Origin of the sequence: Cupriavidus nantongensis (assembly GCF_041726985.1) — a bacterium.
Lineage (GTDB): Bacteria > Pseudomonadota > Gammaproteobacteria > Burkholderiales > Burkholderiaceae > Cupriavidus > Cupriavidus nantongensis_A.
The window spans coordinates 2115823-2142771 of record NZ_CP168303.1 but is presented as its reverse complement, the minus strand read 5'-3'; the positions used below and the strand labels follow the sequence as shown (position 1 = coordinate 2142771).

Sequence of the window (26949 nt, the reverse complement as noted above, 5' to 3'; positions counted from 1 at the left end):
CACCACAACAAGAACGGCGCTCCCCGCCCTGGGCGAGCGGCTCGGTCTGTCTGCGTCCGCCCAATGGCGGCACGGGCGGCCTGAAACAGGAAATGCGGCATTCGATCACAACGATCCGGCACAGGATCGGCAAAACATGCAGGGAAGCGCGGTGGCACGCGGAGCGCCGCTGCTTGCCTTGGACGGGAATAAAGATGTTTCAGTCGCACGTGGTTGTGCTCATCGCGGGGCTGTTTGCCTTGCAGATGGCGGTGGTTTGCGTGGTGTTGCGCCGGTCGTCGGGCATGGAGCGCAGCGGCCTGACATCCTGGGCGCTGGGCAGCGTGCTGGCGGCCTTTGCCGCGGCGCTGGCGGCGGTGCAGGCATTGCGGCCGATGTGGCTGGTGCCGGAGTCGACCGACCTGGCGCTGCTCGCCGCGCTGTCGGTGATGGCGGTGGGCGCGCGGCACTTTGCGCAACGGCCCGGCCGCGCCGCGGGCCTGCTGGGGCTGAACCTTGCGGCCGCGGCAGCGGTAGCCTGGGGCGACCTGGCACCGCGCTACCTGGCCACGGCGGTGGCATTGCCCGATCTGGCGCCGGTCCTGAGCGCCTGCCATATCGTGCTGCTGCTGGACCTCGCGCTCAGCGTGGTGCCGTCGGTGCCGGCCACGCGAGGCACCGGCCGGCTGGCGGCGTGGTCGCTGGCGGCGATCACCATCGCCGCGGCGGCCATCAATGCCTGGATCGTGCTGCGGCCGCTGGCAGCGATGGCGCAGGGCGGCGCGTGGCCGCGGCCGATGCCGTGGGACGGCGAGCTGGCCGTGTTCAACGTCTTTGCGCTGGTCGGGGTGTCGGTCAGCTTTGCACTGATGGCGCACGACCGGCTGCGCCGCATGCTGGAGCGGCGCGCGCGCCATGACGACCTGACCGATGTGCTATTGCGCGGCGCTTTCTGGGAGGAACTGGAGGCCGCCTGCCTGCAGGCCGAGCGGCAGCGCAAGCCGATGACGGTCGCGTTTGTCGACCTCGATCACTTCAAGGCCATCAACGATGTCTATGGCCACCTGGCCGGCGACAGCGTGCTGCGGCACTTTGCCGGCCTGCTGCGCAAGACGCTCGGCCATGGCGACCTGGCGGGGCGCCTGGGTGGGGAGGAATTCGCCATCGTGATGCCGGACACCCCGCTGGAGACCGGGCGGCTTGCGTGCCTGCGGCTCGCCACGGCGGTGCGTGCCACGCCGTGCCCGTCGGAACCCGATCCGATTGCCTATACCGTCAGCATCGGCGTGGCCGCGCACCAGCCAGGCGAAGGCGCCGATGCGCTGATGCGTCGTGCGGACCGCGCGCTGTATGACGCCAAGCTGACGGGGCGCAACTGCGTGTCGCTGCACCCGGCCGGCAGCGATGCCGCGGAACCGGCCTCAGACTCTGCCGGCGCCGGCCGCTACGTCACGCGCGGCCAGCCCCGCGCGGCGTCTTGAGGCGCATCGCTTGTCACCGCCTCCGGGCGCTGCGGTAGAATGCACGCCTTCGCGTCCTTAGCTCAGTTGGATAGAGCACTCGCCTTCTAAGCGAGCGGTCAGAGGTTCGAATCCTCTAGGACGCGCCAAAGCCCAGGGATTCGGGTCACCAAATCGTCCCGGATCCAGTCCCTGCCGCTTCGCCGGCATCATCCCGGCGCCATCCTGCGGTTTCCCATGGGTTGTCCAAGGCCAGTCGCCAAGCCATATCGCAACGCATGGATGCCATGTAGCGATAGGCATACCTTTTGAGGTTGTCCGGGCCTCACCCCTCATCTAGACTGGATTTCATTCGTCCAAGCGGTCAGTACTTAACCTGACCTGCCGAATGCGCGGCGGCGAGGTTGCCGGTCCTGGGTCTTGGTGATGATCTGCAGGGAGACAAGCGATGATGCCTACGCCCACTTCGGAACGCATGCTGTCGCGCGGACTACTCGATGTGCTGATCCGCGCGGGGCTGATCGCGGTGCTGGCGATCTTCTGCTTCCAGATATTCCGGCCCTTTCTCGACCTCATTGTCTGGTCGGTGATCCTGGCCGTGACCATCTATCCGCTGCAGCTCAGGCTCAGGCGCAGGCTGGGCAACAAGGACGGACGCGCCGCCACGCTGATTGTCCTGGTCGCCATTGCCATCATCGCGCTGCCGGCATACCTGTTGGGCGCCGCCATGGTCGACTCGATTGCCAGTGCCATGGACATGGTCAAGAAAGAGGGCTTGCATATCCCGCCACCGGCCGAATCCGTCGCCAGCTGGCCGCTGGTAGGTCAGCGCCTCTACGACGTCTGGCTGCAGGCCGCCTCCGATCTGACCGGCGTCATCCAGGCCCATGCGCCCCAGGTCAGGGAAATCAGCCTGGGCGTGCTCGGCGCCGCCGCGGGCGTCGGCAAGGGGCTGCTGATATTCATCTTCGCGTTGATTATCGGGGGCATCTTCATGGCCTACGGCGAGGCCGGCAACCGCAGCGCCGTGCAGATTGCCGCGCGTGTGTTTGGCCCGGAGCGGGGCCAGCGCATTGCCTCGCTGTGCACGGCGACCATACGCGCGGTGGCCCAGGGCGTGGTCGGCATCGCCTTTATCCAGATGCTGCTGATCGGCGTTGCCTTCGTGATCAAGGGCGTCCCGGCCGCGGGCGTGCTGGCCATGGCCGTGCTGCTGCTGGGCATCGCACAGCTGCCGGCCACGCTGATCACCGTGCCGGTGATCATCTATGTATTTGCCAGCGAAGGTGCCAGCGTGGCTACCATCGTCTTCTCCATCTATGTCTTCGTGGCCGGGCTGGCCGATAACGTGCTCAAGCCGCTGTTGCTCGGTCGTGGCGTCGACGTGCCGATGCCGGTGGTGTTGATCGGTGCGCTGGGCGGAATGGTGACCGGCGGCGTGATCGGCCTGTTCATCGGCCCGGTGGTGCTGGCGGTCGGCTATCAGCTGTTCTGGCAATGGGTGGAAGATCCGCCGCCGCAGACCGAGCCTGGCGGCCAGCAACAGATCTGAAGCCATCCGGGCCGCCCATGACGCGCCGGCACCGTCCTCTGCGCGCAATGCTGGTCGCCGCCTGCTGCGTGGGGGGCTGCGCGCGCCTCGGGCCGGATTTCCAGCCACAGCAGCAGCCGTGGACGCAGCAGTGGCGCAGCCCGGCGCTCGAGCAGGCTACGCTGCAGCGAGCCCTGCCCGACGTCCGCGCGTGGTGGCAGGTCTTCGGTGACCCGGCGCTAGAACGGCTGATCGCCGAAGCCGATGCGCACAATGCCGGCCTGAAGATCGCCGGCCTGCGCGTGATGGAAGCGCGGGCCCAACTGGGCATTGCGCGCAGCGGGCGCTTCCCGCAATTGCAGCAGGCGAGCGCCGATGTCCTGTACACGGAGCGCCGGCAGTCCGGTGGCCGCAATCCGCAGAACAGTCGCTTCTGGCAATACAGCGCCGGGTTCGACATCGGCTGGGAGCTGGATTTCTGGGGGCGCTTCGGCCGCGCCATCGAGTCCGCCGATGCCGCTTACTTTGCGGCCCGCGCCAACCGCGAGGATGTGCTGGTGCTGCTGCGCGCCCAGGTGGCGGAGACCTACTTTGCCTTGCGCACGGCCGAGGCGCGCCTGCGCATCGCCCGCGACAACGCGGCGCTGCAGCGGCGCAGCCTTGAAATCACCGAGCGCCTGTTCAAGAGCGGCGAGACCGACGAGCTCGACCTGCAACAAGCGAAGACGCAGTACCTGGGCACCCTCAGCACGATCCCGGAATTTGAAAGCCAGATCACGCGCACCCGCAATGCCCTGGCGGTGCTGATCGGCCACCCGCCGGGAGCCTTGCCGGAATTGCCGGAGTTGGCCGGCCAGGAAGGCGCGATTCCGCTGATCGATCGCGCCGTGCTGCAGGACGTGCCAGCCAGCCTGCTGCAGCGCCGTCCGGATATCCGCGCCGCCGAGCTGCAGATCGCCGCGCAATCGGCGCTGATCGGTGTGGCCGAGGCCGATCTCTATCCGTCGCTGACGCTGCTGGGCAGCATTGTCTGGTCCGCCAGCACACTGGCGGGCACGCCCAACAGCCTGGCGCTGGTCGGCGGGCCGAGCCTGCGCTGGAATGTGTTCGACTATGGCCGCATCAAGAACACCGTGCGCGTGCAGGACGCCAGGCTGCAGCAGCTGATCGTCGCCTACCAGGATGCCGTGCGGCAGGCGGCGCGCGAAGCCGACGACGCCGCGAGCGCGCTGATCAAGGCACTAGAGCGCGAGCAGATCCTGCGCGACAGCGCGCAGGCCGCGAGGCGTTCGCTGACGCTGGCCAACGCGCTTTACCGCGAGGGCTATTCGGACTTCCAGCGCGTGCTGGATGCGCAGCGCGCGCTGGCGGCCCAGCAGGATGCCTACGTGGTCAACCGCAGCAATGCCGTCAGCGACCTGATCGCCGTGTACAAGGCGCTCGGGGGCGGCTGGTCTAGCGAGCAGCCGCTGCTCGACGCCGCCACGCGCGAGCAGATGCGGCAACGTACTGACTGGGGCACCCTGCTGGATGAGCCAGGTCCGGCGCCAGTTTCCCTGTCAGGTAGCAGTAACCCCTGAGCGAGTGCCGATGAACGACACCCCGCAACCCTCCGCAGCGCCCGCGGTCTCGCCCACCCCCGCACCAGCGCCGCCAGCGCCGCCGGCGCCCGCGGCCGACACGTCAAAGAAGGGCGTGCGCTGGGTGCTGCTGGTGATCGTGATCAGTCTCGCCTGGTACCTGCTGGCTGACCGCCTGACCCCGTACACGCAACAAGCGCGGGTGCAGGCCTTCGTGGTGCCGGTGGCCGCGGAAGTGTCCGGCCGCGTGACCAAGGTGCACGTGCGCAACAACCAGGACGTTGCGGCGGGCACGGTGCTGTTCGAGGTGGATGTCCAGCACTACCGCATCGCCGTGGACCGCGCCCGCGCCGAACTGGAGTCGACGCGCCGGCAGATCGGGGCCAGCACGGCAGGCATCGACTCGGCGCAGGCATCGTTGCGCGCGGCCCGTGCCAACGAAGTCAAGGCGCGACAGGATAGCGAGCGCCTCGAGCGGCTGTACCGCGAGGACCCCGGCACCATTTCGCTGCGGCGCCTGGAGGTGGCGCGGGCCAGCCTGGAGCAGGCCGTCAGCCAGGTCGCCGCCGCCAGGGCCGAGGTTCAGCGTGCGCGCGAGCAGGAGGGCGGCAGCGACGCAGACAACGCCAAGCTGCGCAGCGCCGCCTCGGCGCTGGAAAAGGCCGAGCTGGACCTGGCCAATACGCAGGTGCGGGCGCGCGCCGCCGGGCTGGTCACCGACCTGCGCACCGATGTTGGCCAGTTTGCCGCGGCCGGCAATCCGGTCATGACGCTGATCGCCATCCACGATGTGTGGGTCAGCGCCGAAATGACCGAAAACAACCTCGGCCGCGTCGAGCCCGGCACGCCGGTTGCCATCGTGCTGGATGCCTTGCCGGGCAGAGTCTTCGAAGGCCGGGTGCGCAGTGTCGGCTACGGCGTCAATGTCGGGCCGAGCGCACCGCCAGGCAGCTTGCCGACGGTTCAGAACAGTCGTGACTGGCTGCGCCCGGCGCAACGCTTCCCGGTCGTTGTCGAGTTCGACCGCGGCGAGCTTGCCGCGCTGCACGGCATTCGCGTGGGCGGGCAGGCCGAGGTCATGGCGTTTCCCACCGAGGGCAACCCGCTCAATCCGCTTGGTCGGTTGTTCCTGTACCTGATGGGTTGGCTTTCCTATGTCTACTGACAGCCAGGCGCCGCCATGGTCCGCACGCGATCCACGCAGCCGACGTTGCCTGCGCCTGGCCAGCGGCACCGCGCTGTGCCTGGCGACCAGCTTCGGACTGGCCCTGCCGGTCCCCATGGTCGCGCCGGTGCTCGGCGTGTTCCTGCTGGCGACGCTCAACCGGCCGATGTCGCTCGGAGCGGGGCTGGCACTGGCACTGGTGGTGATGCTGACCACCGGCATCGGCCTGCTGCTGATCCCCATGCTGAGCTATTACCCTGCCAGTGGCGTGCTGCTGGTCGGCCTGTGCCTGTTCCTGGCCTTTCGCTACGGATTGCGCGGCGGCAACGGGCTGGTGTCGACGTTCCTGGTGGTGGGCCTGACCATGATTTCGGCGGCAGGGACCTTCGATTTCGGACTGGCGGTCACGGTGATCGAAGCGCTGGTCAAGGGGTTGCTGGTCGCCCTGATGGCGCTGGGGCTTGGCCACTGGCTGTTTCCAGAACCGGCTGGCGCGAGCGCGCCGCCTGCACCGGCGGACCTGCCGGAAGACCAGGCCGCCCGGATCGCGCTGCGCGCCGCGCTGGTGGTCATGCCGGCATTCCTGCTCGCGCTGAACGATCCGGCGGCGTACCTGCCGGTCATCATGAAGGCGGCCACGCTGGGCCGGCAAGCCTGCACCACCTCAGCGCGCGGCGCGGGGCGGGAACTGCTGGGCTCGACCCTGCTTGGCGGTGTGCTGGCGATCCTGTTCTGGAGCGCGCTCAGCCTGTTCGTGCATTTGTGGATGTACTTCCTGTGGATGCTGCTGTTCGGCCTGCTGGTGGGGCGCAAGCTGTATGGCCTGAGCCCGTCGCGGTACTCGCCAGGTTTCTGGGTCAATACCCTCGTGACGCTGATTATCCTGCTGGGGCAGTCCGTGCAGGACAGCGCCGTCGGGAAGGACGTCTATACCGCCTTTGCGGTGCGCATGGGCCTGTTTGTCGGCGTCACGCTGTATGCCTGGCTGATGGTCGCATGGCTCGATCAGCCCCGCGGCGCGCGGCAATTGTCTGGGTGAAGGCGCGATCATGCTGCGCAACCTGGCGGTCGGCCTTCCCGTGATGCTGGTCTGCCTGCTGTTGCAGGCGGTGTTTGTGGCCGTCTGCCTGCGCTACTACGCGCGCTCCAGGCATGGGCGGCACGGGCGCATGTCGCTGGGCCAGGAGATACTGCTGCTGTCGGTGGTGATGGTGCTGACGCTGATCGGCAACTTCGTCCAGATGGCGATCTGGGCCATCCTCTTCATGCTGCTGGGCGAGTTCGCGGATTTCGCCACCGCGCTGTATCACTCGGGCGTCAACTTTGCCACGCTGGGCTATGGGGACATCGTCATGTCGCCCGCATGGCGCCTGCTGGGTCCGCTGGAGGCGGCCAACGGCATCCTGATGTTCGGGGTCTCCAGTTCCGTGATGACGGCGGCGGTGCTGGAGGTGATCAAGCACAACATGGCTAGCCTGGGCGGGGACGCCGAGCCATAGCGCAAGGTTGCCGCGCCCTGGTCCGGGCGCGTCGCGGTGCTGCCATGGTGCCGTGCCGGCGCCGGCAGGATTCGCGGTTTTGCCGCACAATACGGCCTGCGCGCCGCACAGGAGCACGCTGGATCGATCAGAGGCGAGGACTACCTCGCCCGTCAGCGGGCGGCATTTCGTTGAACCCTGCAAATCCTGTACATGGCCGCCCCACATGCACAATCCGCCGCGGATCCCGACCGCGACGCCGACGCTTCCCTGTCTTCCCACGATCCCAAGCCATCCGGCCGGCTGCCACTGCTGGCACTCGGCGTCGGCAGCTTTGCCATCGGCACCGGCGAGTTCGTCATCATGGGCCTGCTGCCCGATGCCGCGACCGACCTCGGCATCTCGATCCCGCAAGCCGGCCACCTGATCAGCGCCTATGCGCTCGGCGTGGTGGTCGGCGCGCCGCTGCTGGCGGTGCTGGGCGCGCGCTGGCCGCGGCGCAACCTGCTGATCGCCCTGATGGCGGTGTTTGCCGCCGGCAATATCGCCAGCGCGCTGGCGCCGTCGTACCTGTCGATGATGGTGGCGCGCCTGCTCACGGGCTTTCCGCATGGCACGTACTTCGGCGTCGCGGCGCTGGTCGCGGCCAGCCTGGTGCCGCGCGAGCGGCGCGCGCAGGCGGTGGGGCTGGTGATGCTGGGCCTGACTACCGCCACGCTGGTCGGCGTGCCGATCGCGGCCGCGGTCGGCACCTGGCTGGGCTGGCGTTCGGCCTTCGTGATCGTGGGCGCGCTCGGCGCGCTGACGGCGCTGCTGGTCTGGCGCTGGGTGCCGTTCGTGCCGGCCGACCGGCGTGCCAGCCCGCTGCGCGAGCTGTCCGCACTCGGGCGCAAGCAAGTGTGGCTGACGCTGGGCATCGGTGCGATCGGGTTTGGCGGCATGTTTTCGGTGTTCAGCTATATCAAGCCGACCATGCTGGAACTGGCGCATATGCCGGCGGCCGGCATCCCGGTGGTGCTGGCGCTGTTCGGCATCGGCATGGTGGCGGGCAACCTGGCCGGCGCCAGGCTCGCCGACAAGGCGCTGATGCCTACGGTGGGCGGCGTGCTGGTCTGGACCGCGCTGGTGCTGGGCGCCTTTACGCTTACCGCGTCGCATGCCTGGCTCGCGGCCTTCAATGTGCTGCTGGTGGGCACCGCCGTGGCGCTCGGCCCGGCGCTTCAGATCCGGCTGATGGACGTTGCCGGCGATGCACAAACGCTGGCGGCGGCGCTCAACCATTCGGCCTTCAACCTGGCCAATGCGCTGGGCGCCTGGCTGGGCGGGCTGACCATTGCCGCCGGCTTCGGCTGGGAATCGACCGGCTGGGTCGGCCTGCTGCTGGCCCTTGGCGGGCTGGTGATCTATGCCTGGTCGATGCTGAGCATGGAGCGGCGCGTACCCGCCGCGGCGTAGCACGCTGGCGTGCGCGCCTCGTCGGAATCCCGAAGCAAAAAAGGGGTGCCAAATCGGCACCCCCTTCTTATTTGCGCATGTTGCCAGCGCCGGATTTACTCCGCGTCGGCCACGCTTGCCCCAACCACGTTGAAGCCGCCGTCGACATAAGTGATCTCACCGGTCACGCCGCTGGCCAGGTCCGACAGCAGGAAGGCGGCGACGTTGCCGACCTCTTCGATGGTGACATTGCGGCGCAGCGGCGCGGCTTGCTCGAAATGGCCGAGCAGCTTGCCAAAGCCCTTGATGCCCGAAGCGGCCAGGGTCTTGATCGGGCCGGCCGAGATGCCGTTGGCACGGATGCCGCGCGGGCCGACCGACGAGGCCAGGTAGCGCACGCTGGCTTCGAGCGATGCCTTGGCCAGGCCCATGGTGTTGTAGTTGGGGACCACGCGCTCGGCGCCGAGGTAAGTCAGCGTCAGCAGCGAGGCCTTGTCCGACAGCAGCGGCAGGGCGGCCTTGGCCAGTGCCGGGAAGCTGTACGCGGAAATGTCGTGGGCGATGCGAAAGCCTTCGCGCGACAGGCCGTCGAGGAAATCGCCGGCGATCGCTTCACGCGGCGCGAAGCCGATAGAATGCACCAGGCCGTCGAACTTTTCCCAGCGCTGGCCCAGCGCGGCGAAGGTGGCGGCAATCTGCTCGTCGCTGCCGACGTCGCATTCGAAAATCAGGTCGCTGCCGAATTCCTTGGCAAAGTCGCTGATCCGGTCCTTGAACCGTTCGCCGACGTAGGTGAAGGCCAGTTCGGCGCCTTCGCGCTTGCACGCCGAGGCAATGCCGTAGGCGATCGAGCGGTTCGAAAGCAAGCCAGTGATCAGGATCCGCTTACCTGCCAGAAATCCCATAAATTCTCCAAGGTGGTGTATCAGGCACGCTTCGTGCGTCCGCCGTGCGGCCGTGCGGGTGCCGGGCTGTCTTGCGGCCCTTTTATTGCGCCGCGCAGAGGGAATGTCCGGATGGCTGGGGCCACCCCGGACGCATGTAAAATTGTCTCATACTTGGCCCGGCCGCAGAACGCCGGGCCTCACAGGTGACAGTGGAGGAATCCAACAGGATGCCTATTCAAGCACGTTGGCCGCTTCAGGCGGCATGGCAGTGCTTCCGGCGGGATGCAGTACTGCGTGGTTGGGCGGCAATGAAGCTGGCGCTGACGCTGGCGGCGGGGGTCTCGCTCTTTTCCGATCCGGCATGGGCGGCGCATGGCTTTGCGCTGCATGGGGACCTGAAGTACCAGCCGAATTTCTCGCACTTCGAATACGCCAATCCCAACGCGCCGGTCGGCGGCACGCTGACGCTCGCCAATCCTGACCGGCGCACCAGTTTCGACAAGTTCAATCCGTTCACGCTGAAGGGGACCTCCGCGCCCGGCCTGAACGCGCTGATGTTCGAGTCGCTGCTGATCAGCAGCGCCGACGAAAGCGCCAGTGCCTACGGCTTGCTGGCCGAGGACGTCACGGTGGCGCCCGACGAGTTGTCGGTCACCTTCACGATCCGTCCGCAGGCGCGCTTTTCCAATGGCGATCCGGTGCTGGCCTCGGACGTCAAGTACTCCTACGACATGCTGATGAGCAAGGCCTCGAGCCCCGGCTATCGCAGCATGTGCACCGACGTGAAGGCGGTGGTCGTGACCGGCGAGCGCACCGTGAAGGCGGCTCGCTGCCGGTGTTCTCGCGCAAGTGGACGTGGTTCCGTTCGACGGCGAGCGCACCGTGCGCTTCGATTTCAAGCAGCGCAACCGCGAGCTGCCGCTGATCGTCGGCTCGCTGCCGGTGTTCTCGCGCAAGTGGACCGCCAAGGTTCCGTTCGAGAAGCTAACCTTCGAGCCGCCGGTGGCCAGCGGTCCCTACCTGATCGAACGCTTCGACGCAGGCCGCGGCATCATCTTCCAGCGCGACCCGAAGTACTGGGGCAGGGATCTCGCGGTGCGGCGCGGCACCTTCAACTTCGCGCGCGTGGTCTACCGCCTGTACAAGGACGAGACCGCCCGGCTCGAGGCCTTCAAGGCCGGCGAGTTCGACGCCATCGTCGAATACAAGGCCAAGAACTGGGCCAAGAGCTACCAGGGCACGCGCTTTCGCAACGGTGAACTGCTCAAGACCGAGTTCCCGCATCGCAACGGCGCCGGCATGCAGGGCTATGTCATGAACCTGCGCAAGCCGGTGTTCCAGGACGTGCGCGTACGCCAGGCGCTGATCCTGGCGCTGGATTTCGAGTGGCTCAATCGGCAGCTGTTCTACGGCGCCTACAAGCGCCTGGACAGCTGGTTCTCCAACAGCGAACTGTCGGCCAGCTCCACCTTCGACGGCCGTCCCGGTCCCGGCGAACTGCTGCTGCTTGAACCGCTGCGCGCGCAGCTGCCGCCGGAGGTGTTCGGCCCGGACGTGGTCCAGCCCAGCACCGCGCCGCCGCGCTCGCTGCGCGACAACCTGCGCCTGGCGCGGCGCTTGCTGGCCCAGGCCGGCTGGACCTATACCGACGGCGCGCTGCGCAACGCCAAGGGCGAGCCGCTGGTGTTCGAGTTCCTCGACGACGGCGGCGCCATGAGCCGGGTGATCACCACCTACGTGCGCAACCTCGAGAAGCTCGGCATCCAGGTGCACCAGCGCACCACGGATTTCGCGCTGTACCAGAAGCGGCTCGAAGACTTCGACTTCGACATGGTGTCGATCCGCTTCCCCGATTCGCAAAGCCCGGGCAATGAACTGCGCGACCGCTTCTCCAGCGAGGCCGCCGGCACGCCGGGCTCGGACAACCTGTTCGGGCTGAAGTCGCCGGTGGTCGACAAGCTGGTGGACAACGTGCTGCGCGCCGATACCCGGCAGGAGCTGATCACCGCCGGCCGCGCGCTCGACAGGGTGCTGATGCATGGCTATTACATCGTGCCGAACTGGTACAGCGCGTCGCACCGGGTCGCCTACCGCAAGACACTGGCGTATCCGGAGCGGCTGCCGTATTTCTACACGGCGGAAGGCTGGATCCTCAGCCACTGGTGGCGCACCGACGTGCAGGCGCAAGCCCGCTGAGGCGCTCAGGCGCTGGCAGCTTCAGCGCGGACAAGAAAAGAGACGGCCCCCATGCTTGCCTATCTGCTCAAACGCATTCTGCTGATGATTCCGACGCTGGTCGGCGTCATCACGCTGACCTTTGTCGTGATCCAGTTCGTGCCGGGCGGTCCGGTCGAACAGATGATGATGGAGTTGAAAGGGCGCGGCGGCGCTGGCGAAGCCAGCGGCGGTGGCGCCGAATACCGCGGGCGGCGCGGCGTCGACCCCGACAAGATCAAGGAGATCCAGGCCCTCTACGGCTTCGACAAGCCGCCGCTGGAGCGCTACTTGCTGATGCTCAAGCGCTTTGCCCAGTTTGACCTGGGGCAGAGCTATTTCCAGCACCGCAGCGTGTGGGAGCTGGTCAAGTCCAAGTTGCCGGTATCGGTCAGCCTCGGCCTGTGGACCTTCTTCCTGACCTACCTGATATCGGTGCCGCTCGGCATCTCCAAGGCGATCCGGGCGGGCAGCCGCTTCGACGTCGTGACCAGCGTCATCGTGCTGGTGGGCTATGCCATTCCCGGCTTCGTGCTCGGGGTGCTGCTGCTGGTGGTGTTCGGCGGCGGCACCTTCGTGCAGTGGTTCCCGCTGCGCGGGCTGACTTCCGACAACTGGGAGCAGCTGTCGCTGATGGGCAAGGTGATGGACTACCTGTGGCACCTGGTGCTGCCGATCACGGCGTCGGTGGTGGGCAGCTTCGCGGTGGTGACCATGCTGACCAAGAACGCCTTCCTCGAGGAAATCCGCAAGCAGTACGTGCTGACCGCGCGCGCCAAGGGCCTGGGCGAGCGCCGCGTGCTGTGGAAGCATGTGTTCCGCAATGCCCTGATTCCGCTGGTGACCGGCTTCCCGGCGGCGTTCATCGGCGCCTTCTTCACCGGCTCGCTGCTGATCGAAACGCTGTTCTCGCTCGACGGGCTGGGCCTGCTGTCATATGAAGCGGTGCTGCGGCGCGACTATCCGGTGGTGCTCGGCACGCTCTACCTGTTCACGCTGATCGGGCTGGTCACGCGCCTGATCTCCGACGTCTGCTACGTGCTGGTGGACCCGCGCATCCATTTCGAGGGCTTGCACCGATGAAACCGTTCTCGCACGCGGCGCCCAATGGCCTGCCGCATTCGCCGTCGCCGCGCCAGCGTGCCTGGCAGCGTTTTCGCCGCAACCGGCGCGGCTACTGGAGCCTGGTGATCTTCGTCGTCATCTTCGTGCTCAGCCTGGGCGCGGAGCTGCTGTCGAGCAACCGGCCGCTGGTGGTGCATTACAAGGGCGAATGGTATTTCCCCATCGTCAAGGTCTATCCGGAAACCACCTTCGACGGCGATTTCGCCACGCCGGCCGATTACCTGGACCCGTATATCCGCGACCGCATCACCACCAATGGCAATTTCGCGGTGTTTCCGCTGAACCGGTATTCCTACGACTCGCTCAACTACTTCGCCAAGGAACCGAACCCGGCGCCGCCCTCGGCCGAGAACTGGCTCGGCACCGACGACCGGGGCCGCGACGTGCTGGCGCGGCTGCTGTATGGCTTCCGCGTGTCGGTGCTGTTCGCGCTGGCGCTGACCGTGATCGGGGTGCTGGTCGGCACGCTGACCGGGGCGCTGATGGGCTTCTTCGGCGGGCGCTTCGACCTGTTCTCGCAACGCGCCATCGAGATCTGGAGCTCGATGCCTGAGCTCTACCTGCTGATCATCTTCGCCTCGATCTTCGAGCCCAGCCTGGCGCTGCTGATCATCCTGCTGTCGCTGTTCGGCTGGATGGGCCTGTCCGACTACGTGCGCGCCGAGTTCTACCGCAACCGCTCGCTCGACTACGTCAAGGCCGCGCGCGCGCTGGGCTTGTCCAACGTGCAGATCATGTGGCGCCATATCCTGCCCAACAGCCTGACCCCGGTGATCACCTTCCTGCCATTCCGCATGAGCGCGGCCATCCTGGCGCTGACCAGCCTCGACTTCCTCGGCCTGGGCGTGCCGCCCACCACGCCGAGCCTGGGCGAGCTGCTGGCGCAGGGCAAGGCCAACCTCGATGCGTGGTGGATTTCGCTGTCGACCTTCGCGGTGCTGGTGGTGACGCTGCTGCTGCTGACCTTCATGGGCGACGCACTGCGCGATGCCTTCGATACCCGGCTGGGCCTGGCCGCGCTGCGCGGCCGCGTCGAGCCCAAGGTGCCCGCAGGCGCGCCCACCGGCGCGGCACCGGAGGCCACGCCATGACCGCGGTGTCGCCGATGACCTTGCCGGACGTGGAGCCGGCGCCGATGCCCGCGCCGGGATCGATGCTGATGTGCGTCGACAAGCTGTCGGTCACCTTCGGCCATGGCGAGCATGCCACCCGTGCCGTGCGCGACGTCAGCTTCGACCTGCGCGCCGGCGAGCGCTATGCGCTGGTGGGCGAGTCGGGTTCGGGCAAGACCGTGACGGCGCTGGCCATGCTGCGGCTGGTGGAAGATGCCTACTACGATGGCGCGATCCGTTTCGAGGGCAAGAACCTGCTCGAGGTCTCCGACCGCGAGATGCGGGCGATCCGCGGCGCCGAGATCGCGATGATCTTCCAGGAGCCGATGACGGCGCTGAACCCGCTGTACACCATCGGCAACCAGATCGTCGAGACCCTGGCGCTGCACGAAGGCCTGGACCGCCGCGCCGCGCGCGAGCGCGCCATCGCGCTGCTGGAGCGCACCGGCATCAGCGACGCCGCGCATCGCTTCGACAGCTTCCCGCACCAGCTGTCAGGCGGCCAGCGCCAGCGCGCCATGATCGCCATGGCGCTGGCGTGCCGGCCCAAGCTGCTGCTGGCCGATGAGCCGACCACGGCGCTGGACGTCACCATCCGCGCCCAGATCCTCGACCTGCTGCGCGACCTGCAGGCCGAGTTCGGCATGGCGGTGATGCTGATCACCCATGACCTCAACCTGGTGCGCGCCTTCGCGCAACGGGTCGGCGTGATGGAGAAGGGCGTGCTGGTGGAAACCGGCGAGACTGCCAGCGTATTCGCGTCGCCGCAGCATCCCTATACCCGCAAGCTGATCGACAGCCGCCCACGGCGCGAGGTGCTGCCGCTGGTGCCGCTGGCGCCGGTGCTGCTCGAGGCGAACAAGCTCGGCGTCAGTTATGCGCGCAAGCGCCGCGGCCTGGCAGGGTGGTTTGGCAAGGACCAGTTCGCGGCGGTCAAGGATGTCGACTTCCAGCTGCGCGAGGGCGAGACCCTGGGCATCGTCGGCGAGTCCGGCTCGGGCAAGACCACGCTGGCGCATACCGTGCTGGCCCTGCAGCGCAAGAGCGCGGGCACCATCCATTTCCTGGGCCGCAGCTTCGACAACGCCACGCGCGAAGACCGCCGCAAGCTGCGCGCGCGCATGCAGGTGGTGTTCCAGGACCCGTTCGGCTCGCTGGCGCCGCGCATGACCATCGAGCAGATCGTCGGCGAAGGCCTGGCGCTGCACCAGCCCGGCCTGTCGCGCGAGGCCACGCGCCAGCGCGTGATCGAGGCGCTGCGCGAGGTCGGCCTCGACCGTACTGCGCTGGGCCGCTATCCGCACGAGTTCTCGGGCGGGCAGCGCCAGCGCATCGCCATCGCCCGCGTGCTGATCCTCAAGCCCCAGATACTGGTGCTGGACGAGCCGACCTCGGCGCTGGACGTGTCTATCCAGCAGCAGGTGCTGGCGCTGCTGTCCCAGCTGCAGCACAAGTACAACCTCAGCTATCTGTTTATCAGCCATGACCTGGCGGTGATCCGCGCCATGGCGCACCGGGTCATCGTGATGAAGGCGGGCGAGGTGGTCGAGGCCGGCGATACCGAAGTGGTGCTCGGCGCACCGCAGCATCCCTATACGCGCAAGCTGATGGCGGCAGCGCAGGTCGGTGCGGCGTGATTCGGCAGGGTTTTCTGTTGCAATGCGATGACAGTGCTGACCGCGCCGGCTAGCATCGAACCATGGGATTAATCCGATAAAGAAGATGCGAAAAACGGTCTATATCGTTGATTCGGAAGCCAAATCCGCCGAATTTGTAACGAACTTTGACATGTGAATGACAACCCTTTACCATCCCGCCAGAACTAGTTTTGGGGGTGGTGCGTCCGGCGCATTTGCGCATGCCGTGCACGCTTGCGGTGCGGCGGTCGAAACAATGGCCTGGCGCGGAGGTTGCGTAAGGTTTCCCCCCTGAGTTCACATGATGATCGCCCGACATCACTGAAATGTTCGCGCGACATCCACCCAATACCCAGCTGCCCCGGACCTTGTGCCGGGGCTTGCTTTGGAACGATCAACAGGAGAGCCAATGCAGCGATCGGTGCTTCATTCCCTGGCGCGCGCCGCCGTCGGATTTGCCCTTGCCTGCGGTGCGACTGTGTCGAATGGAGTGCTGGCGGATACGGTATTCAAGGATCCCGACACCCGTATCGAGTCCGCGGCCCAGGCCGTGGATGCGCATCCGGAAGGCAAGCGCGGCTTGCTGTCGTCGGTGGTGAATTCCACCAGCAACGTTGCCAGCAAGGCTGGCGACCTGGTCATGAATGCGCTGGGCCTGATCGGCGTGCGTTACCGCTTCGGCGGCAACACGCCCGAGTCCGGCCTGGACTGCAGCGGCTTCGTCCGCTACGTGTTCCATGACACCTTCGGCTTCATGCTGCCGCGCCGCTCCGTCGAAATCAGCCGCGTCGGCACCACCGTGGCCACCAGCGACCTGCGTCCGGGCGACCTGGTGTTCTTCAACACCATGCGCCAGACCTTCTCGCATGTCGGCATCTATATCGGCGACAACAAGTTCGTGCATGCGCCGTCCACCGGCAGCAAGATCCGCGTCGACGACATGCGTGCGGCCTATTGGGTGACCCGCTACAACGGTGCCCGCCGCATCGACGAAGGCAAGGAGCGCAGTGCCGAGGGCCTGGGCGACATGGTCGAGACGCTCAAGCGCTACGATCCCAAGGCGGCGCGCGCGTCGATGTACGGCGGCTGATGGCTGGCGACGCGTCAAACAAAAAGGACTGCTGCGGCAGTCCTTTTTGTTTTCCGAGGCAGCTGTGGGTGCGGCTACTGCGCCGCGACCTTGCCGGCCGGCGCCAGCCGGACCTGTTCCAGCCGCTGCCGCAACGTTGCCATGACTGCCGCGGTCGCCTGTTCGCCCGCCAGCACGGCGCGGTTGCGCGCGTTGAAGTCGCTGCCGCCCATGTCGGGCAGCTCCGGCCGGATCACCACGTCGGCGCGCGCCAGCGCCATCTTGTTGATCGACTGGCCCATGATCGCGGTGGTCTGCAGCAGCACGCCGCTCTGGCCGGCGTGCTGCTGCGCCGACGGGTCGGCCGAGATATTGACCGCAATGACAAAGTCCGCGCCCATGCTGCGCGCGGAATCCACCGGCACCGGTTCGACCAGGCCGCCGTCGACATAGTCGTGCCCCTGGATCGATACCGGCTGGAACACGCCTGGCACGCTGCTGGAAGCGCGCACGGCCTGGCCCGTGTTGCCGCGGCGGAACAGGATCTTGTCGCCGCTCTTGAGATCGGTGGCGACAATGCCCAGCGGCAGCTTCATGGCTTCGATGGGGCGGTTCTGCACCAGGCGGTTGACGTAGTTCTGCAGCGCCTCGCCCTTGAGCCAGCCGCCGAAGCGGGTGCCGAACGGTAGCGCCCAGTCGGCAATCGCGGCCTCGTCCATGGTCAAAGCCAGCTTGTTCAGCTCGAAGCCATTGAGCCCGCTCGCGTACAGCGCCGCCACCACCGCGCCGGCGCTGGTGCCGGTGACCAGGTCGGCGCGGATGCCCTGGGCCTCGAGCGCCTTGATCACGCCGATATGGGCAAAGCCGCGCGCGGCGCCGCCGCCCAGCGCCAGGCCGATCTTGACGGGCCGCGGCGTGGGTGGGGAGGGCGGTGTGGTCGCGACCGGTGGCGCGGGGCGCGGGCCGAAGGCGCAGCCAGCCAGCAGGGCGGCGGAGATGCCGAGAAAATGACGTCGTTGCATGCAGCGGGGATACGTAACAAGGTGGGACCGGCGGCGGCGATGTGATGCGGGCGTTTCTCCGTCCATGTTCGCATCGCGGGTGTGTACACCGGCCACACCTCAGACCGGCGCAAGCATAAATGATTCTGCCCGGCGCCGGTGCGCGCAGCGGGGTCGGGCGAGGGCGCTGAGGCCAGGCAATACGCGTTGGTATAATGCAGGGCCTGCACATACACCAGCCTGCGCGCCGCCGCGCGCGGGCTTTCTTGTTTTCCCCTGACCATGACCCAACGCGTCCGCACCCGCTTTGCGCCGAGCCCGACCGGCTTTATCCATCTCGGCAACATCCGCTCCGCGCTCTATCCCTGGGCCTTTGCCCGCCGCATGCAGGGCGACTTCATCCTGCGCATCGAGGACACCGATGTCGAGCGCTCGTCGCAGGAAGCGGTCGACGTGATCCTCGAAAGCATGGCGTGGCTGGAGCTGGATATCGACGAAGGGCCGTTCTACCAGATGCAGCGCATGGACCGCTATCGCGAGGTGGTGGCGCAGATGGTCGAGGCCGGGCTGGCCTACCGCTGCTACATGAGCACGGCAGAACTGGACGCGTTGCGCGAAGCCCAGCGCGAGCGCGGTGAGAAGCCGCGCTACAACGGCTTCTGGCGGCCGGAGCCGGGCAAGGTGCTGCCCGAACCGCCGGCCGGCGTGGACCCGGTGATCCGCTTCAAGAACCCCATCGGCGGCAGCGTGGCGTGGGACGACGCGGTCAAGGGCCGCATCGAGATCGCCAATGACGAACTCGACGACCTGGTGATCGCGCGCCCCGACGGCACGCCCACCTACAACTTCTGCGTGGTGGTGGACGATCTCGACATGCGCATCACCCACGTGATCCGCGGCGACGACCACGTCAACAACACGCCGCGCCAGATCAACATCATCCGCGCGCTGGGCGGCACGCCGCCGGTCTATGCGCACTTGCCTACCGTGCTGAACGAGCAGGGCGAGAAGATGAGCAAGCGCCATGGCGCGATGAGCGTGACCGGATACCGCGACGAAGGCTATTTGCCGGAAGCCGTGCTGAACTACCTGGCGCGGCTGGGCTGGGCCCACGGCGATGCCGAGATCTTCTCGCGCGAGCAGTTCGTCGAATGGTTCGACCTGGAGCACCTCGGCAAGTCGCCGGCCCAATACAACCCCGAGAAGCTCGCCTGGCTCAACAACCACTACATCAAGGTGGGTGACAACCAGCGCCTGGCCACGCTGACGCAGCCCTTTATCGAGGCGCTGGGCGGCAAGGTGGAAGGGGTCGACCTGGTCGGCGTGATCGCGCTGGTGAAGGACCGCGCCAACACGCTGAAGGAAGTCGCGCAGGCCGCGCTGCTGTTCTATCGCGGCGAGCCGCAGGCCGACGCCGCGCTCAAGGCGGAACATCTCACCCCGGAGATCCAGCCCGCGCTGGCGGCACTGTCGGCCCGGCTGGCCGCGCTGCCGGCATGGACCCGCGCAGAGATCAGCGCCGCGTTCAAGGCCGTGCTGGCCGAGTTCGGGCTGAAGATGCCGAAGCTGGCCATGCCGGTACGGCTGTTGGTGGCGGGGCAACTGCAGACGCCGAGCATCGACGCGGTACTCGAACTGTTCGGCCGCGACACGGTGCTGCGCCGCCTGGCCGCCGCGGCCTGAGCGCTGCCTGAAAAGACGCAAAAAAAGTCCGCGCCGGGGCTTGCGCTTCGGCCAGGACTTGCGCATAATCTCGTTCTCCCTGCAGCGCGGCAGCTACAAAGCAACCAAGCGGGCCGGCGGATCCGCAAGGATCTTCGTTATCTCTGGACGGATTATTTGAAGTGCAGAGCAGGCGAAAAAGCTGAAACGGGAACTTGCAAAGATTAATGATTGATATATAATCTTGGCTTCGCTTGAAACGGAGTTAATTCAAGCGAAAATGCAGCAAGTGGCAGTAAATGGAAGTACCATGGGGCTATAGCTCAGCTGGGAGAGCGCTTGCATGGCATGCAAGAGGTCAGCGGTTCGATCCCGCTTAGCTCCACCAAGATTCAGGTTCCAGTCATGCAGTAGCGGTTGGTGCCAGACGGAACGTGTTGAAAGACAAGTTTCTGTCCCCTTCGTCTAGAGGCCTAGGACATCACCCTTTCACGGTGAGTACAGGGGTTCGAATCCCCTAGGGGACGCCAAAACAGCCGGGCGTAATCAGACGTCCAGCATGTCGTCTCAAGCAGTAGCTTGAGCCGGCAGCCGACTAAGGAGTGGTAGTTCAGTCGGTTAGAATACCGGCCTGTCACGCCGGGGGTCGCGGGTTCGAGTCCCGTCCACTCCGCCAAAACTAAACCCGCATGGTGTATCCGCCATGCGGGTTTTTCTTTTGGGTGAGGGATTATGTTTTGAATCGTGGTAAATGCAACAAGATATGTTGCATTCGTTGCCGAAATCGCTATATAATCCTGTCTTCGCTGCAAACGCAGAGCAAGCGGCGGCGAAAGAATCCAGCAGTAACCGTCCAGAATACCGGATACGGGGCTATAGCTCAGCTGGGAGAGCGCTTGCATGGCATGCAAGAGGTCAGCGGTTCGATCCCGCTTAGCTCCACCAGAATCCGGGAAGCGTCTGAAAAGAAGCTTCCCAAGCGCGAAAAAGCCTGCTATGATGGCGGACTTTCCAGCGCAAGACAGAAAACGCGTTGAATAACAAGTTTCTGTCCCCTTCGTCTAGAGGCCTAGGACATCACCCTTTCACGGTGAGTACAGGGGTTCGAATCCCCTAGGGGACGCCAAAACAGCCGGGCGTAATCAGACGTCCAGCATGTCGTCTCAAGCAGTAGCTTGAGCCGGCAGCCGACTAAGGAGTGGTAGTTCAGTCGGTTAGAATACCGGCCTGTCACGCCGGGGGTCGCGGGTTCGAGTCCCGTCCACTCCGCCAATTTGAAAAGCCCGCGCAAGCGGGCTTTTTCTTTTCCACGCCTCGACTCAGCTTTCCGGATCCCTGCTGACCCGGCTGAAATACCGCACCAGCAGCACGCCTGCAATGGCCAGGCTGATGCTGTTGGCGAGCCAGAAGCCGCTTGCACCTCGCGTGAAGGCGGGCATGCCGTCGATCAGGCCAAAGCCCAGCACGTAACCGCCGCCCAGCCCGATGCCCCACAGCGAGCCGGCGTAGATCACGGTCGGGATCAGCGCGATCTTGTACGCGCGCAGGATAAAGGCGGTCATCACCTGCACCGCGTCGAAGGCCTGGTAGAACGCCACGAACAGCACCAGCGGCAGCGCCGCGGCGACCACCGCGGGATCGCTGGCATAGGCGTCCAGCAACGGCTTGCGCAGCAACCACAGCAGGGCGCCGGTCAGCACCGCGAGCAGCACCGCCATGCGGATGCCGCGCCAGGCGAGGCGGCTGGCGCCGGCCCGGTCGCGCGCGCCGAGATGCTGCGCCACCAGCGTCGAGGTGGCAATGCCGAGCGACAGCGGCAGCATATAGGCCACCGCGCCCAGGTTGGCGATGATCTGGTGACCGGCGAGCGTCACCGTGCCCAGGCGCGTGATAAAGATCGACATCAGCGTGAACGACGTGATCTCGATCAGGTAGGTCAGCCCCATTGGCACGCCTAGCCGCAGCAGCGCGCGCAGCGGCGCGGCGGCGGGCCAGCTCCAGGTATCGAAGATGCGCAGCGGGTGATAGGCGCTGCCATGGCGCAGGATCAGCAGCCCGGCGATGCACCAGGCCCAGCTGATCAGCGTCGAGGCCAGGCCGCAGCCGGGACCGCCCATCGCCGGCACGCCCAGGCCGCCGTGGATGAACCAGGCGTTGAGCGGTACCTTCAGCCCCAGCCCCGCGACCTGCAGCACCGTCACCATGATCGGCCGGGACAGCGCATTGTTCAGCGCCGAGTAGATGCGGAAGGCCAGTGCCGCCGGCAAGCCGAAGGCGCCGAAATGCAGGTAGGCGGTGGCCTTCTCGACCAGTTCCGGCGGCGCCTTGGCGAAGGCCAGAAGCGGGCCGGGAAACGCCAGCAGCAGCACCCCGGGCAGTGCCAGCGCCGCGCCCAGCCAGGCGGCCTGCCGTACTTCCGCGCCGATGGCCTCGAGGCGGCCGGCGCCATAGAGCTGGCCGGCGATGGGCGACAGTGCCTGCAGCACGCCCATCAGGCTGATATAGATGGTCACGTAGATCGACCCGCCCAGGCCCACGGCGGCGAGGTCGGTGGCGGACGCGCGTCCGGCCATCACGGTATCGATCACGCCGAAGGCGATCACGGCGAGTTGCCCGGCCAGCACGGGTGCGGCCAGGGCGGCAATGCGGCGAAGGTCTTGGAACAGTGTCATTCAGGGCTCGGCAGGAGCGGGCTGGAAGTCCAGCCCCGCAGCCGCCTGCGGCCGGAATGGTTCATGGGCGCGTCAGGCGCTGCGGTGAAGGGTGGGAGCGGCTACGGCTCAGGGCTGGCGCGGCAGCCGGCGTCGCGGCAGGTCGGGGCGCGGGTGGACCGCGCGGGCGGTATCGACCAGGCGGTACATGCGGAAGCGCTCGTCGCGGTCGGCCGGGCGCCGGCCCTCCCAGATCAGCCGCCACTCGAAGTGCGAGATATTGCCAGGCTCGCCGTAGTCGACCGAATCGTGGCGCAGCAGCACGTCGCAGCCATCGTTGGGTCCGCCGAAGCGGATATGGCCAAAGTAGGCGAACGAAGCCAGCTGCGCATCGCCCATGCGGATCGGCTGCACGCACTGGTAGGCCGGCGGCAGCGCCATCGACGCCGCCTGGGCCACGTCGCGATAGGTCTTGCCGTAGTTGATCGACGGCAGCCACAGCGTCATCGCCATCACCCACATCAGGGTGGTGCCGGCCGCGGAAATCACCACCGGGCGCCAGATCTGCTTGGGCGCGCGCGACAGGCGCCAGCGCACGATCAGCACCCAGGCCACCGTCGCCGCCAGCGCGAACACCACCGCGGCGATGGTGAATTCATGCTGGTAGCCCGGCAGCTGGCGGAACACGTTGCGCGCGATGCGCGGCGGCCAGCCGGTGGTCTTGGCGATCCACATGAACCAGACCGTGCCGCCGAAGATGGTGAAGAACAGCAGCGCGAACCAGTCGATGGCGTTGATCACGCCGCGCGCCAGCGTCGGCAGCGCAAAGGCGGCCAGCACCGCCATCGGCGGCAGTAGCAGGATGAACTGCACGTCGCCGGCACTGCGCTGCAGGAACAGCAGCACCAGCACCGGCAGCAGCAGCGCCAGCGGCGCCGCGACATGGGGTGCCCGGCGCATGCCGGTCCAGGCGATCCAGGCCCAGCCCGCGATCGGCCACACCGGCCACGTGTACAGGAACAGGTTGCGCATATTGAAGCCGAACGTCGCCATATTCGGCGAGCCGTAGCTGCGGCGGTCATAGCGCGACCATTCGCGGATAAAGGTCACGGCCTCGTTGCGGTCGGCGGCGCCGAAATAGGCGGCCGCCAGCCACGCCGCCACGATCAGCAGCGCCAGCGGAATCGCGACCGCGGCAAGGCGCCGCCATGGCAGCGGCTTGCACACCAGCGCGCACACCGCCGTGCCGACCAGCAACGCCAGCGCCAGCAGCGGCCCGCTGGCGAGCGTCAGGCCGCCAAGCGCGGCACCATAGATCAGGCTGCCCTGGGTGGGCTTGTCGAGGCTGCGCACCATGCCGTACAGCGCCAGCGCGATGAACGCGACCTGACCGACCTGCGGCGTGGTTTCGTGCCCGCGCATGGCCAGGCCCACGCAGGCGAGGAAGATCAGCAGCGCGCCGTCGGCCAGCGTGCGGCCGTAGTCGCGCGCATTGGGCTGGCCGCCGAAGGCATAGGCAAAGGGTTGGACCTCATCGCGCCGGCCCAGCAGGTAGGTGGTGTACCAGATGCAGGCGCAGGTGGCGAAGAAGAACAGCGCCGTCGCCAGCCGCGCCGCGTCGGTCGCGCCCAGCCAGCCGCCAAAGCCGCGGATCATCAGAGCGCCGATCCAGAACACCAGCGGACCGTCCTCGCTGTACGGGCGGCCGACGATGTTCGGCATCAGCCAGTCGTGGGTGCTGCCGGTGGCGAGCTGCCACATCACGCCGAAGCCGGCGGCGTCCTCGTTCTTCCACGGGTCGCGCCCGAACAGGCCGACCAGGCCGTAGATGATGCAGATGGCCAGCAGCAGCGCGCGCGGCAGGGCGCCGGTGGCGGCTGCGGTCAACTGGACGGGTGAGGTGTTGGCTTGACGCATCGATGCTCAGGTCGGGCCGTGGCGCCATGGCGCGAAGGCCACAGTATCGCGCATGCGGCGGCCGCGTGGCCGTGGCATGGCGTGGAAGCCGCACGGAATGTGGGGGTAAATCCGAATAGCGGCCAATGCCGGCCGGGCTGCCAGGGCTTGCCCGGGGCGGCGCTCCGGCACAAATGCAAAGAGGCAGCCGATGCTGCCTCTTTGCTGGTTCGCGCGCGCCCGGAACTTGTCCGCGGCTGGCGCGAAGCGGGGTCGCTGAAAGCGATTACTTCGCAGCCTTGCCCAGCTTGTTGCCGAACTTCTGGCGGAACTTTTCCACGCGGCCGGCGGTGTCCATGATCTTCTGGGTGCCGGTGTAGAACGGGTGCGATTCCGACGAGACTTCGATCTTGGCCAGCGGGTATTCCTTGCCGTCCTTCACGATCGTGTCCTTGGTCTGGATGGTCGAGCGGGTGATGAAGCTGAAGTCGCTGGACATGTCCTGGAACACGACTTCGCGGTAATTCGGGTGAATGCCTTCTTTCATGATGAGTCCTTTCTGGTTGGGTAGCCAGTCCGTTGCAATCCGCGGTTCTCCGCCAGCGGAGAAGGCATGGCGCGGCCACGAACGAACCACTTGCCGATTACGGGCAAACCGGGATTATGGCAGAAAAACAAATACTTGGGGAAGGGTGTAGGGGCCCGGCCCAACAAAGTGTTGCGGCCCTAAAGCGACGCGTATTTCACATCGCGGCGGGATCCTGCCGATAGAACGTCGCCAATGACTGGTAAACCGCCGGCCAATGCCGCGCCAGCCCGACCGGCTCGACAAAAAACGACTCCGACGTCACTGCAAAGAATTCGCTGGGCGCCTCGCTAGCATACGGATCGATGACGCGCAAGGCCGCCGGCAAGCGCTCCGGGTACTCCCAGTCGGCCTCGTCGCGCGCGTCCCAGGCTACGGCGAAGCGGTCGTACTCGCTCAGGAAGGTCTCGGCCCAGACCTCGGCGTCGACCTCCGGATGCAGTACGCGCGAGAACGCCGGCACGCCGTCAGGCACGCCGTCGAGCATGTCTAGCTTGTGGGCGAATTCGTGGATGACCACGTTGTAGGTGTCCGCCGGCAGTTCATGGTCGCTGTCGATGCCCGCGCCGGGGCTGTGCACGTCAGGCCAGGACAGGATCACCGGTCCGTGCTCCCACGCTTCGCCGCTGGCTTCCTCGACCACGCCGTGGACCAGGCCGATCTCGTCCTGCACGGTCCGGCGGATGATGAACTCGCCCGGGTAGAGCACGATGCCATGCCAGCCGCGATACCACGGCAGCCCCAGCTTCAGGATCGGCACGCAGGCCTGCACCGCGACGCTGACCACCATGTCGTCGTCCAGCGGCAGGTCGTGCGCGGTGGAGTATTCCTTCTCGGCGATGAACAGCGTGGCCAGTTCGCGCAGCGCCGCCAGGTCGGCGCTGCCGTAGCGCTGCACGAACGGCAGCTTGGCCACGGTGCGCGACCATAGCGCGTCGGGGATGGCGTAGTGTTCCAGCTTGCGGGCGCGTGAGCGGGAGCGCAGGAATGTGGTCAATTTGCCCAGCATGACATCGTCGAAAAACAAAAAAGGCGTGCCGCGGCACGCCTTCCTGTCTGCGTTGCGGCACGGCCGCAGCGAGGCTTAGCCGCCTCGGCGCATCATATCGAAAAACTCTGCGTTGTTCTTGGTGGCCTTCATCTTGTCCATGATGAACTCCATCGCCTGCACTTCGTCCATGTCCGAGATGAACTTGCGCAGCACCCAGATCTTCTGCAGGATGTCCGGCTTGATCAGCAGCTCTTCGCGACGCGTGCCGGACTTGTTCAGGTTGATCGATGGATAGACGCGCTTTTCGGCCAGGCGCCGTTCCAGGTGCACTTCCATGTTGCCGGTGCCCTTGAACTCTTCGTAGATCACGTCGTCCATGCGGCTGCCGGTCTCGATCAGCGCGGTGGCGATGATGGTCAGCGAGCCGCCTTCCTCCAGGTTGCGCGCGGCGCCGAAGAAGCGCTTCGGGCGCTGCAGCGCGTTGGCGTCGACACCGCCGGTCAGCACCTTGCCCGAGGCCGGTACCACCGTGTTGTAGGCGCGCGCCAGGCGGGTGATGGAGTCCAGCAGGATCACCACGTCGCGCTTCAGTTCGACCAGGCGCTTGGCTTTCTCGATCACCATTTCGGCCACCTGCACGTGGCGGATGGCGGGTTCGTCGAAGGTGGAAGCCACCACCTCGCCGCGCACCGAGCGCTGCATCTCGGTCACTTCTTCCGGGCGTTCGTCGATCAGCAGCACGAACAGGTCGGCTTCGGGATGATTGTTGGCGATCGCATGTGCAATGTGTTGCAGCATCACGGTCTTGCCCGACTTGGGCGACGCCACCAGCAGCGCGCGCTGGCCGCGCCCGATCGGCGCGATCATGTCGATGATCCGGCCGGTGATGTTTTCTTCCGCCTTGATGTCGCGTTCGAGCGTGAGCGGCCGGTTCGGATGCAGCGGCGTCAGGTTCTCGAACATGATGCGGTTCTTGACCGCTTCGGGCGCCTGCCCGTTGACCTTGTCCACCTTCACCAGCGCGAAATAGCGTTCGCCATCCTTGGGCGTGCGCACCTCGCCCTCGATCGAATCGCCGGTGTGCAGGTTGAAGCGGCGGATCTGCGACGGGCTGATGTAGATGTCGTCGGTGCTGGCCAGATAGGAGGTCTCGGGCGAGCGCAGGAAACCGAAGCCGTCAGGCAGAACTTCCAGGGTGCCGTCTCCGTAGATGGTTTCGCCCATCTTGGCGCGCTTCTTCAGGATCGCAAACATCAGTTCTTGTTTGCGCATCCGCTGTGCGTTGTCGATCTCGAGCGTAGCCGCCATTTCGAGAAGCGCAGACACGTGAAGCGATTTGAGTTCTGTCAGGTGCATAGACGAGGGGTACAGATGGGCCCGGACGGGCGAGACGTAAAGGAAGGGGGAGAAAATGAGCGAACGCTCGGGGAGTTGTTGGTGGCATCTTAGCACAATCCGACCGGCGCGCCAGGGTGTGGCGCACGCACGTCG

General features: G+C 66.5%; 19 protein-coding genes, 7 tRNA genes and 1 pseudogene. 20 read left to right on the top strand and 7 right to left on the bottom strand.

The genetic code is table 11. The features are described from left to right. Window positions 1–194: 194 nt before the first annotated feature. From ACEI37_RS21080 to ACEI37_RS21045, 8 genes are all read left to right on the top strand, one after another. Window positions 195–1460 carry a GGDEF domain-containing protein gene (locus ACEI37_RS21080; RefSeq protein WP_373378020.1) on the top strand — a complete coding sequence of 422 codons (1266 nt, stop codon included), beginning with the start codon at window positions 195–197 and terminating at the stop codon, window positions 1458–1460. 51 nt (window positions 1461–1511) lie between these two features. Then, window positions 1512–1588: transfer RNA gene (locus ACEI37_RS21075), tRNA-Arg, on the top strand. Between the two features lie 299 nt (window positions 1589–1887). After that, the gene (locus ACEI37_RS21070; protein WP_373378019.1) at window positions 1888–2991 is read left to right on the top strand and encodes an AI-2E family transporter; all 1104 of its coding nucleotides are present in this window, start codon (window positions 1888–1890) and stop codon (window positions 2989–2991) included. Between the two features lie 17 nt (window positions 2992–3008). Beyond that, entirely contained in the window at window positions 3009–4550 is a 1542-nt protein-coding gene (locus tag ACEI37_RS21065; protein ID WP_373378018.1) for an efflux transporter outer membrane subunit, read from the top strand. 10 nt (window positions 4551–4560) lie between these two features. After that, window positions 4561–5715 (top strand): HlyD family secretion protein, encoded by a 1155-nt coding sequence (locus ACEI37_RS21060; RefSeq protein WP_373378017.1) that lies wholly within the window; start codon window positions 4561–4563, stop codon window positions 5713–5715. Continuing rightward, complete coding sequence (locus ACEI37_RS21055) at window positions 5705–6754, top strand: DUF2955 domain-containing protein (protein WP_373378016.1); 1050 nt, start codon at window positions 5705–5707, stop codon at window positions 6752–6754. The genes ACEI37_RS21060 and ACEI37_RS21055 overlap by 11 nt, the downstream gene beginning before the upstream one ends. Window positions 6755–6764: 10 nt before the next feature. Continuing rightward, window positions 6765–7214, top strand: coding sequence for a potassium channel family protein (locus ACEI37_RS21050; RefSeq protein ID WP_373378015.1), 450 nt, complete (start codon window positions 6765–6767; stop codon window positions 7212–7214). 192 nt (window positions 7215–7406) lie between these two features. Beyond that, complete coding sequence (locus ACEI37_RS21045) at window positions 7407–8648, top strand: MFS transporter (RefSeq protein WP_373378014.1); 1242 nt, start codon at window positions 7407–7409, stop codon at window positions 8646–8648. A gap of 95 nt (window positions 8649–8743) precedes the next feature. Here ACEI37_RS21045 and fabI read toward each other — a convergent pair whose 3' ends face one another. Next, on the bottom strand, window positions 8744–9532 hold the full coding sequence (fabI, locus tag ACEI37_RS21040; protein ID WP_115703742.1) for an enoyl-ACP reductase FabI: 789 nt from the start codon (window positions 9530–9532) through the stop codon (window positions 8744–8746). 209 nt (window positions 9533–9741) lie between these two features. On the opposite strand from fabI, the pseudogene ACEI37_RS21035 reads away from it, so the two are divergent. The 5 genes and pseudogenes from ACEI37_RS21035 to ACEI37_RS21015 all read left to right on the top strand — a co-directional run bounded on the left by ACEI37_RS21035 (window position 9742) and on the right by ACEI37_RS21015 (window position 16692). Continuing rightward, window positions 9742–11710, top strand: a pseudogene (locus ACEI37_RS21035) (extracellular solute-binding protein). Window positions 11711–11761: 51 nt separating this feature from the next. Further along, complete coding sequence (locus tag ACEI37_RS21030; RefSeq protein ID WP_092309346.1) at window positions 11762–12811, top strand: microcin C ABC transporter permease YejB; 1050 nt, start codon at window positions 11762–11764, stop codon at window positions 12809–12811. Beyond that, window positions 12808–13944 carry an ABC transporter permease gene (locus ACEI37_RS21025; RefSeq protein WP_062800670.1) on the top strand — a complete coding sequence of 379 codons (1137 nt, stop codon included), beginning with the start codon at window positions 12808–12810 and terminating at the stop codon, window positions 13942–13944. Before ACEI37_RS21030 ends, ACEI37_RS21025 begins: the two co-directional genes overlap by 4 nt. Beyond that, window positions 13941–15602: an ABC transporter ATP-binding protein gene (locus ACEI37_RS21020; protein WP_373378013.1), complete on the top strand. Its 1662-nt coding sequence runs from the start codon at window positions 13941–13943 to the stop codon at window positions 15600–15602. Before ACEI37_RS21025 ends, ACEI37_RS21020 begins: the two co-directional genes overlap by 4 nt. Window positions 15603–16011: 409 nt before the next feature. Next, a complete protein-coding gene (locus ACEI37_RS21015; RefSeq protein WP_373378012.1) occupies window positions 16012–16692 on the top strand; it encodes a C40 family peptidase in 681 nt (226 codons plus the stop codon). Between the two features lie 74 nt (window positions 16693–16766). Here the strand turns inward: ACEI37_RS21015 and ACEI37_RS21010 are convergent, their stop codons facing one another. Further along, a complete protein-coding gene (locus ACEI37_RS21010) occupies window positions 16767–17693 on the bottom strand; it encodes a patatin-like phospholipase family protein (RefSeq protein WP_373378011.1) in 927 nt (308 codons plus the stop codon). 261 nt (window positions 17694–17954) lie between these two features. On the opposite strand from ACEI37_RS21010, the gene gltX reads away from it, so the two are divergent. The 7 genes from gltX to ACEI37_RS20975 all read left to right on the top strand — a co-directional run bounded on the left by gltX (window position 17955) and on the right by ACEI37_RS20975 (window position 20606). After that, window positions 17955–19355 carry a glutamate--tRNA ligase gene (gene gltX, locus ACEI37_RS21005; RefSeq protein WP_373378010.1) on the top strand — a complete coding sequence of 467 codons (1401 nt, stop codon included), beginning with the start codon at window positions 17955–17957 and terminating at the stop codon, window positions 19353–19355. Window positions 19356–19646: 291 nt separating this feature from the next. Next, a tRNA-Ala gene (locus ACEI37_RS21000) sits at window positions 19647–19722 on the top strand. Window positions 19723–19788: 66 nt separating this feature from the next. Beyond that, window positions 19789–19864, top strand: a tRNA-Glu gene (locus ACEI37_RS20995). Between the two features lie 69 nt (window positions 19865–19933). After that, a tRNA-Asp gene (locus tag ACEI37_RS20990) sits at window positions 19934–20010 on the top strand. Window positions 20011–20203: 193 nt separating this feature from the next. After that, window positions 20204–20279, top strand: a tRNA-Ala gene (locus tag ACEI37_RS20985). Window positions 20280–20384: 105 nt separating this feature from the next. After that, window positions 20385–20460: transfer RNA gene (locus tag ACEI37_RS20980), tRNA-Glu, on the top strand. A 69-nt stretch (window positions 20461–20529) separates the two neighbouring features. Next, window positions 20530–20606 (top strand) — tRNA-Asp (locus ACEI37_RS20975). 47 nt (window positions 20607–20653) lie between these two features. Here the strand turns inward: ACEI37_RS20975 and ACEI37_RS20970 are convergent. The 5 genes from ACEI37_RS20970 to rho form a co-directional block, all read right to left on the bottom strand. After that, window positions 20654–22006: an MATE family efflux transporter gene (locus ACEI37_RS20970; RefSeq protein WP_373378009.1), complete on the bottom strand. Its 1353-nt coding sequence runs from the start codon at window positions 22004–22006 to the stop codon at window positions 20654–20656. A gap of 108 nt (window positions 22007–22114) precedes the next feature. Further along, on the bottom strand, window positions 22115–23902 hold the full coding sequence (locus ACEI37_RS20965; RefSeq protein WP_373378008.1) for an ArnT family glycosyltransferase: 1788 nt from the start codon (window positions 23900–23902) through the stop codon (window positions 22115–22117). A gap of 265 nt (window positions 23903–24167) precedes the next feature. Then, window positions 24168–24428, bottom strand: a complete 261-nt coding sequence (locus ACEI37_RS20960; RefSeq protein WP_012353195.1) for a type B 50S ribosomal protein L31 — start codon at window positions 24426–24428, stop codon at window positions 24168–24170. A gap of 196 nt (window positions 24429–24624) precedes the next feature. Further along, window positions 24625–25476 (bottom strand): M90 family metallopeptidase, encoded by an 852-nt coding sequence (locus tag ACEI37_RS20955; protein ID WP_373378007.1) that lies wholly within the window; start codon window positions 25474–25476, stop codon window positions 24625–24627. Between the two features lie 75 nt (window positions 25477–25551). Then, window positions 25552–26814 carry a transcription termination factor Rho gene (gene rho / locus ACEI37_RS20950; protein ID WP_012353193.1) on the bottom strand — a complete coding sequence of 421 codons (1263 nt, stop codon included), beginning with the start codon at window positions 26812–26814 and terminating at the stop codon, window positions 25552–25554. Between the last annotated feature and the right edge of the window lie 135 nt (window positions 26815–26949).

Bases quoted from the DNA above. Each gene is read 5' to 3' on its own strand.
- ACEI37_RS21080 (WP_373378020.1), top strand. From the start codon at position 195: ATGTTTCAGTCGCACGTGGTTGTGCTCATCGCGGGGCTGTTTGCCTTG.
- ACEI37_RS21070 (WP_373378019.1), top strand. From the start codon at position 1,888: ATGATGCCTACGCCCACTTCGGAACGCATGCTGTCGCGCGGACTACTC.
- ACEI37_RS21065 (WP_373378018.1), top strand. From the start codon at position 3,009: ATGACGCGCCGGCACCGTCCTCTGCGCGCAATGCTGGTCGCCGCCTGC.
- ACEI37_RS21060 (WP_373378017.1), top strand. From the start codon at position 4,561: ATGAACGACACCCCGCAACCCTCCGCAGCGCCCGCGGTCTCGCCCACC.
- ACEI37_RS21055 (WP_373378016.1), top strand. From the start codon at position 5,705: ATGTCTACTGACAGCCAGGCGCCGCCATGGTCCGCACGCGATCCACGC.
- ACEI37_RS21050 (WP_373378015.1), top strand. From the start codon at position 6,765: ATGCTGCGCAACCTGGCGGTCGGCCTTCCCGTGATGCTGGTCTGCCTG.
- ACEI37_RS21045 (WP_373378014.1), top strand. From the start codon at position 7,407: ATGGCCGCCCCACATGCACAATCCGCCGCGGATCCCGACCGCGACGCC.
- fabI (WP_115703742.1), bottom strand. From the start codon at position 9,532: ATGGGATTTCTGGCAGGTAAGCGGATCCTGATCACTGGCTTGCTTTCG.
- ACEI37_RS21030 (WP_092309346.1), top strand. From the start codon at position 11,762: ATGCTTGCCTATCTGCTCAAACGCATTCTGCTGATGATTCCGACGCTG.
- ACEI37_RS21025 (WP_062800670.1), top strand. From the start codon at position 12,808: ATGAAACCGTTCTCGCACGCGGCGCCCAATGGCCTGCCGCATTCGCCG.
- ACEI37_RS21020 (WP_373378013.1), top strand. From the start codon at position 13,941: ATGACCGCGGTGTCGCCGATGACCTTGCCGGACGTGGAGCCGGCGCCG.
- ACEI37_RS21015 (WP_373378012.1), top strand. From the start codon at position 16,012: ATGCAGCGATCGGTGCTTCATTCCCTGGCGCGCGCCGCCGTCGGATTT.
- ACEI37_RS21010 (WP_373378011.1), bottom strand. From the start codon at position 17,693: ATGCAACGACGTCATTTTCTCGGCATCTCCGCCGCCCTGCTGGCTGGC.
- gltX (WP_373378010.1), top strand. From the start codon at position 17,955: ATGACCCAACGCGTCCGCACCCGCTTTGCGCCGAGCCCGACCGGCTTT.
- ACEI37_RS20970 (WP_373378009.1), bottom strand. From the start codon at position 22,006: ATGACACTGTTCCAAGACCTTCGCCGCATTGCCGCCCTGGCCGCACCC.
- ACEI37_RS20965 (WP_373378008.1), bottom strand. From the start codon at position 23,902: ATGCGTCAAGCCAACACCTCACCCGTCCAGTTGACCGCAGCCGCCACC.
- ACEI37_RS20960 (WP_012353195.1), bottom strand. From the start codon at position 24,428: ATGAAAGAAGGCATTCACCCGAATTACCGCGAAGTCGTGTTCCAGGAC.
- ACEI37_RS20955 (WP_373378007.1), bottom strand. From the start codon at position 25,476: ATGCTGGGCAAATTGACCACATTCCTGCGCTCCCGCTCACGCGCCCGC.
- rho (WP_012353193.1), bottom strand. From the start codon at position 26,814: ATGCACCTGACAGAACTCAAATCGCTTCACGTGTCTGCGCTTCTCGAA.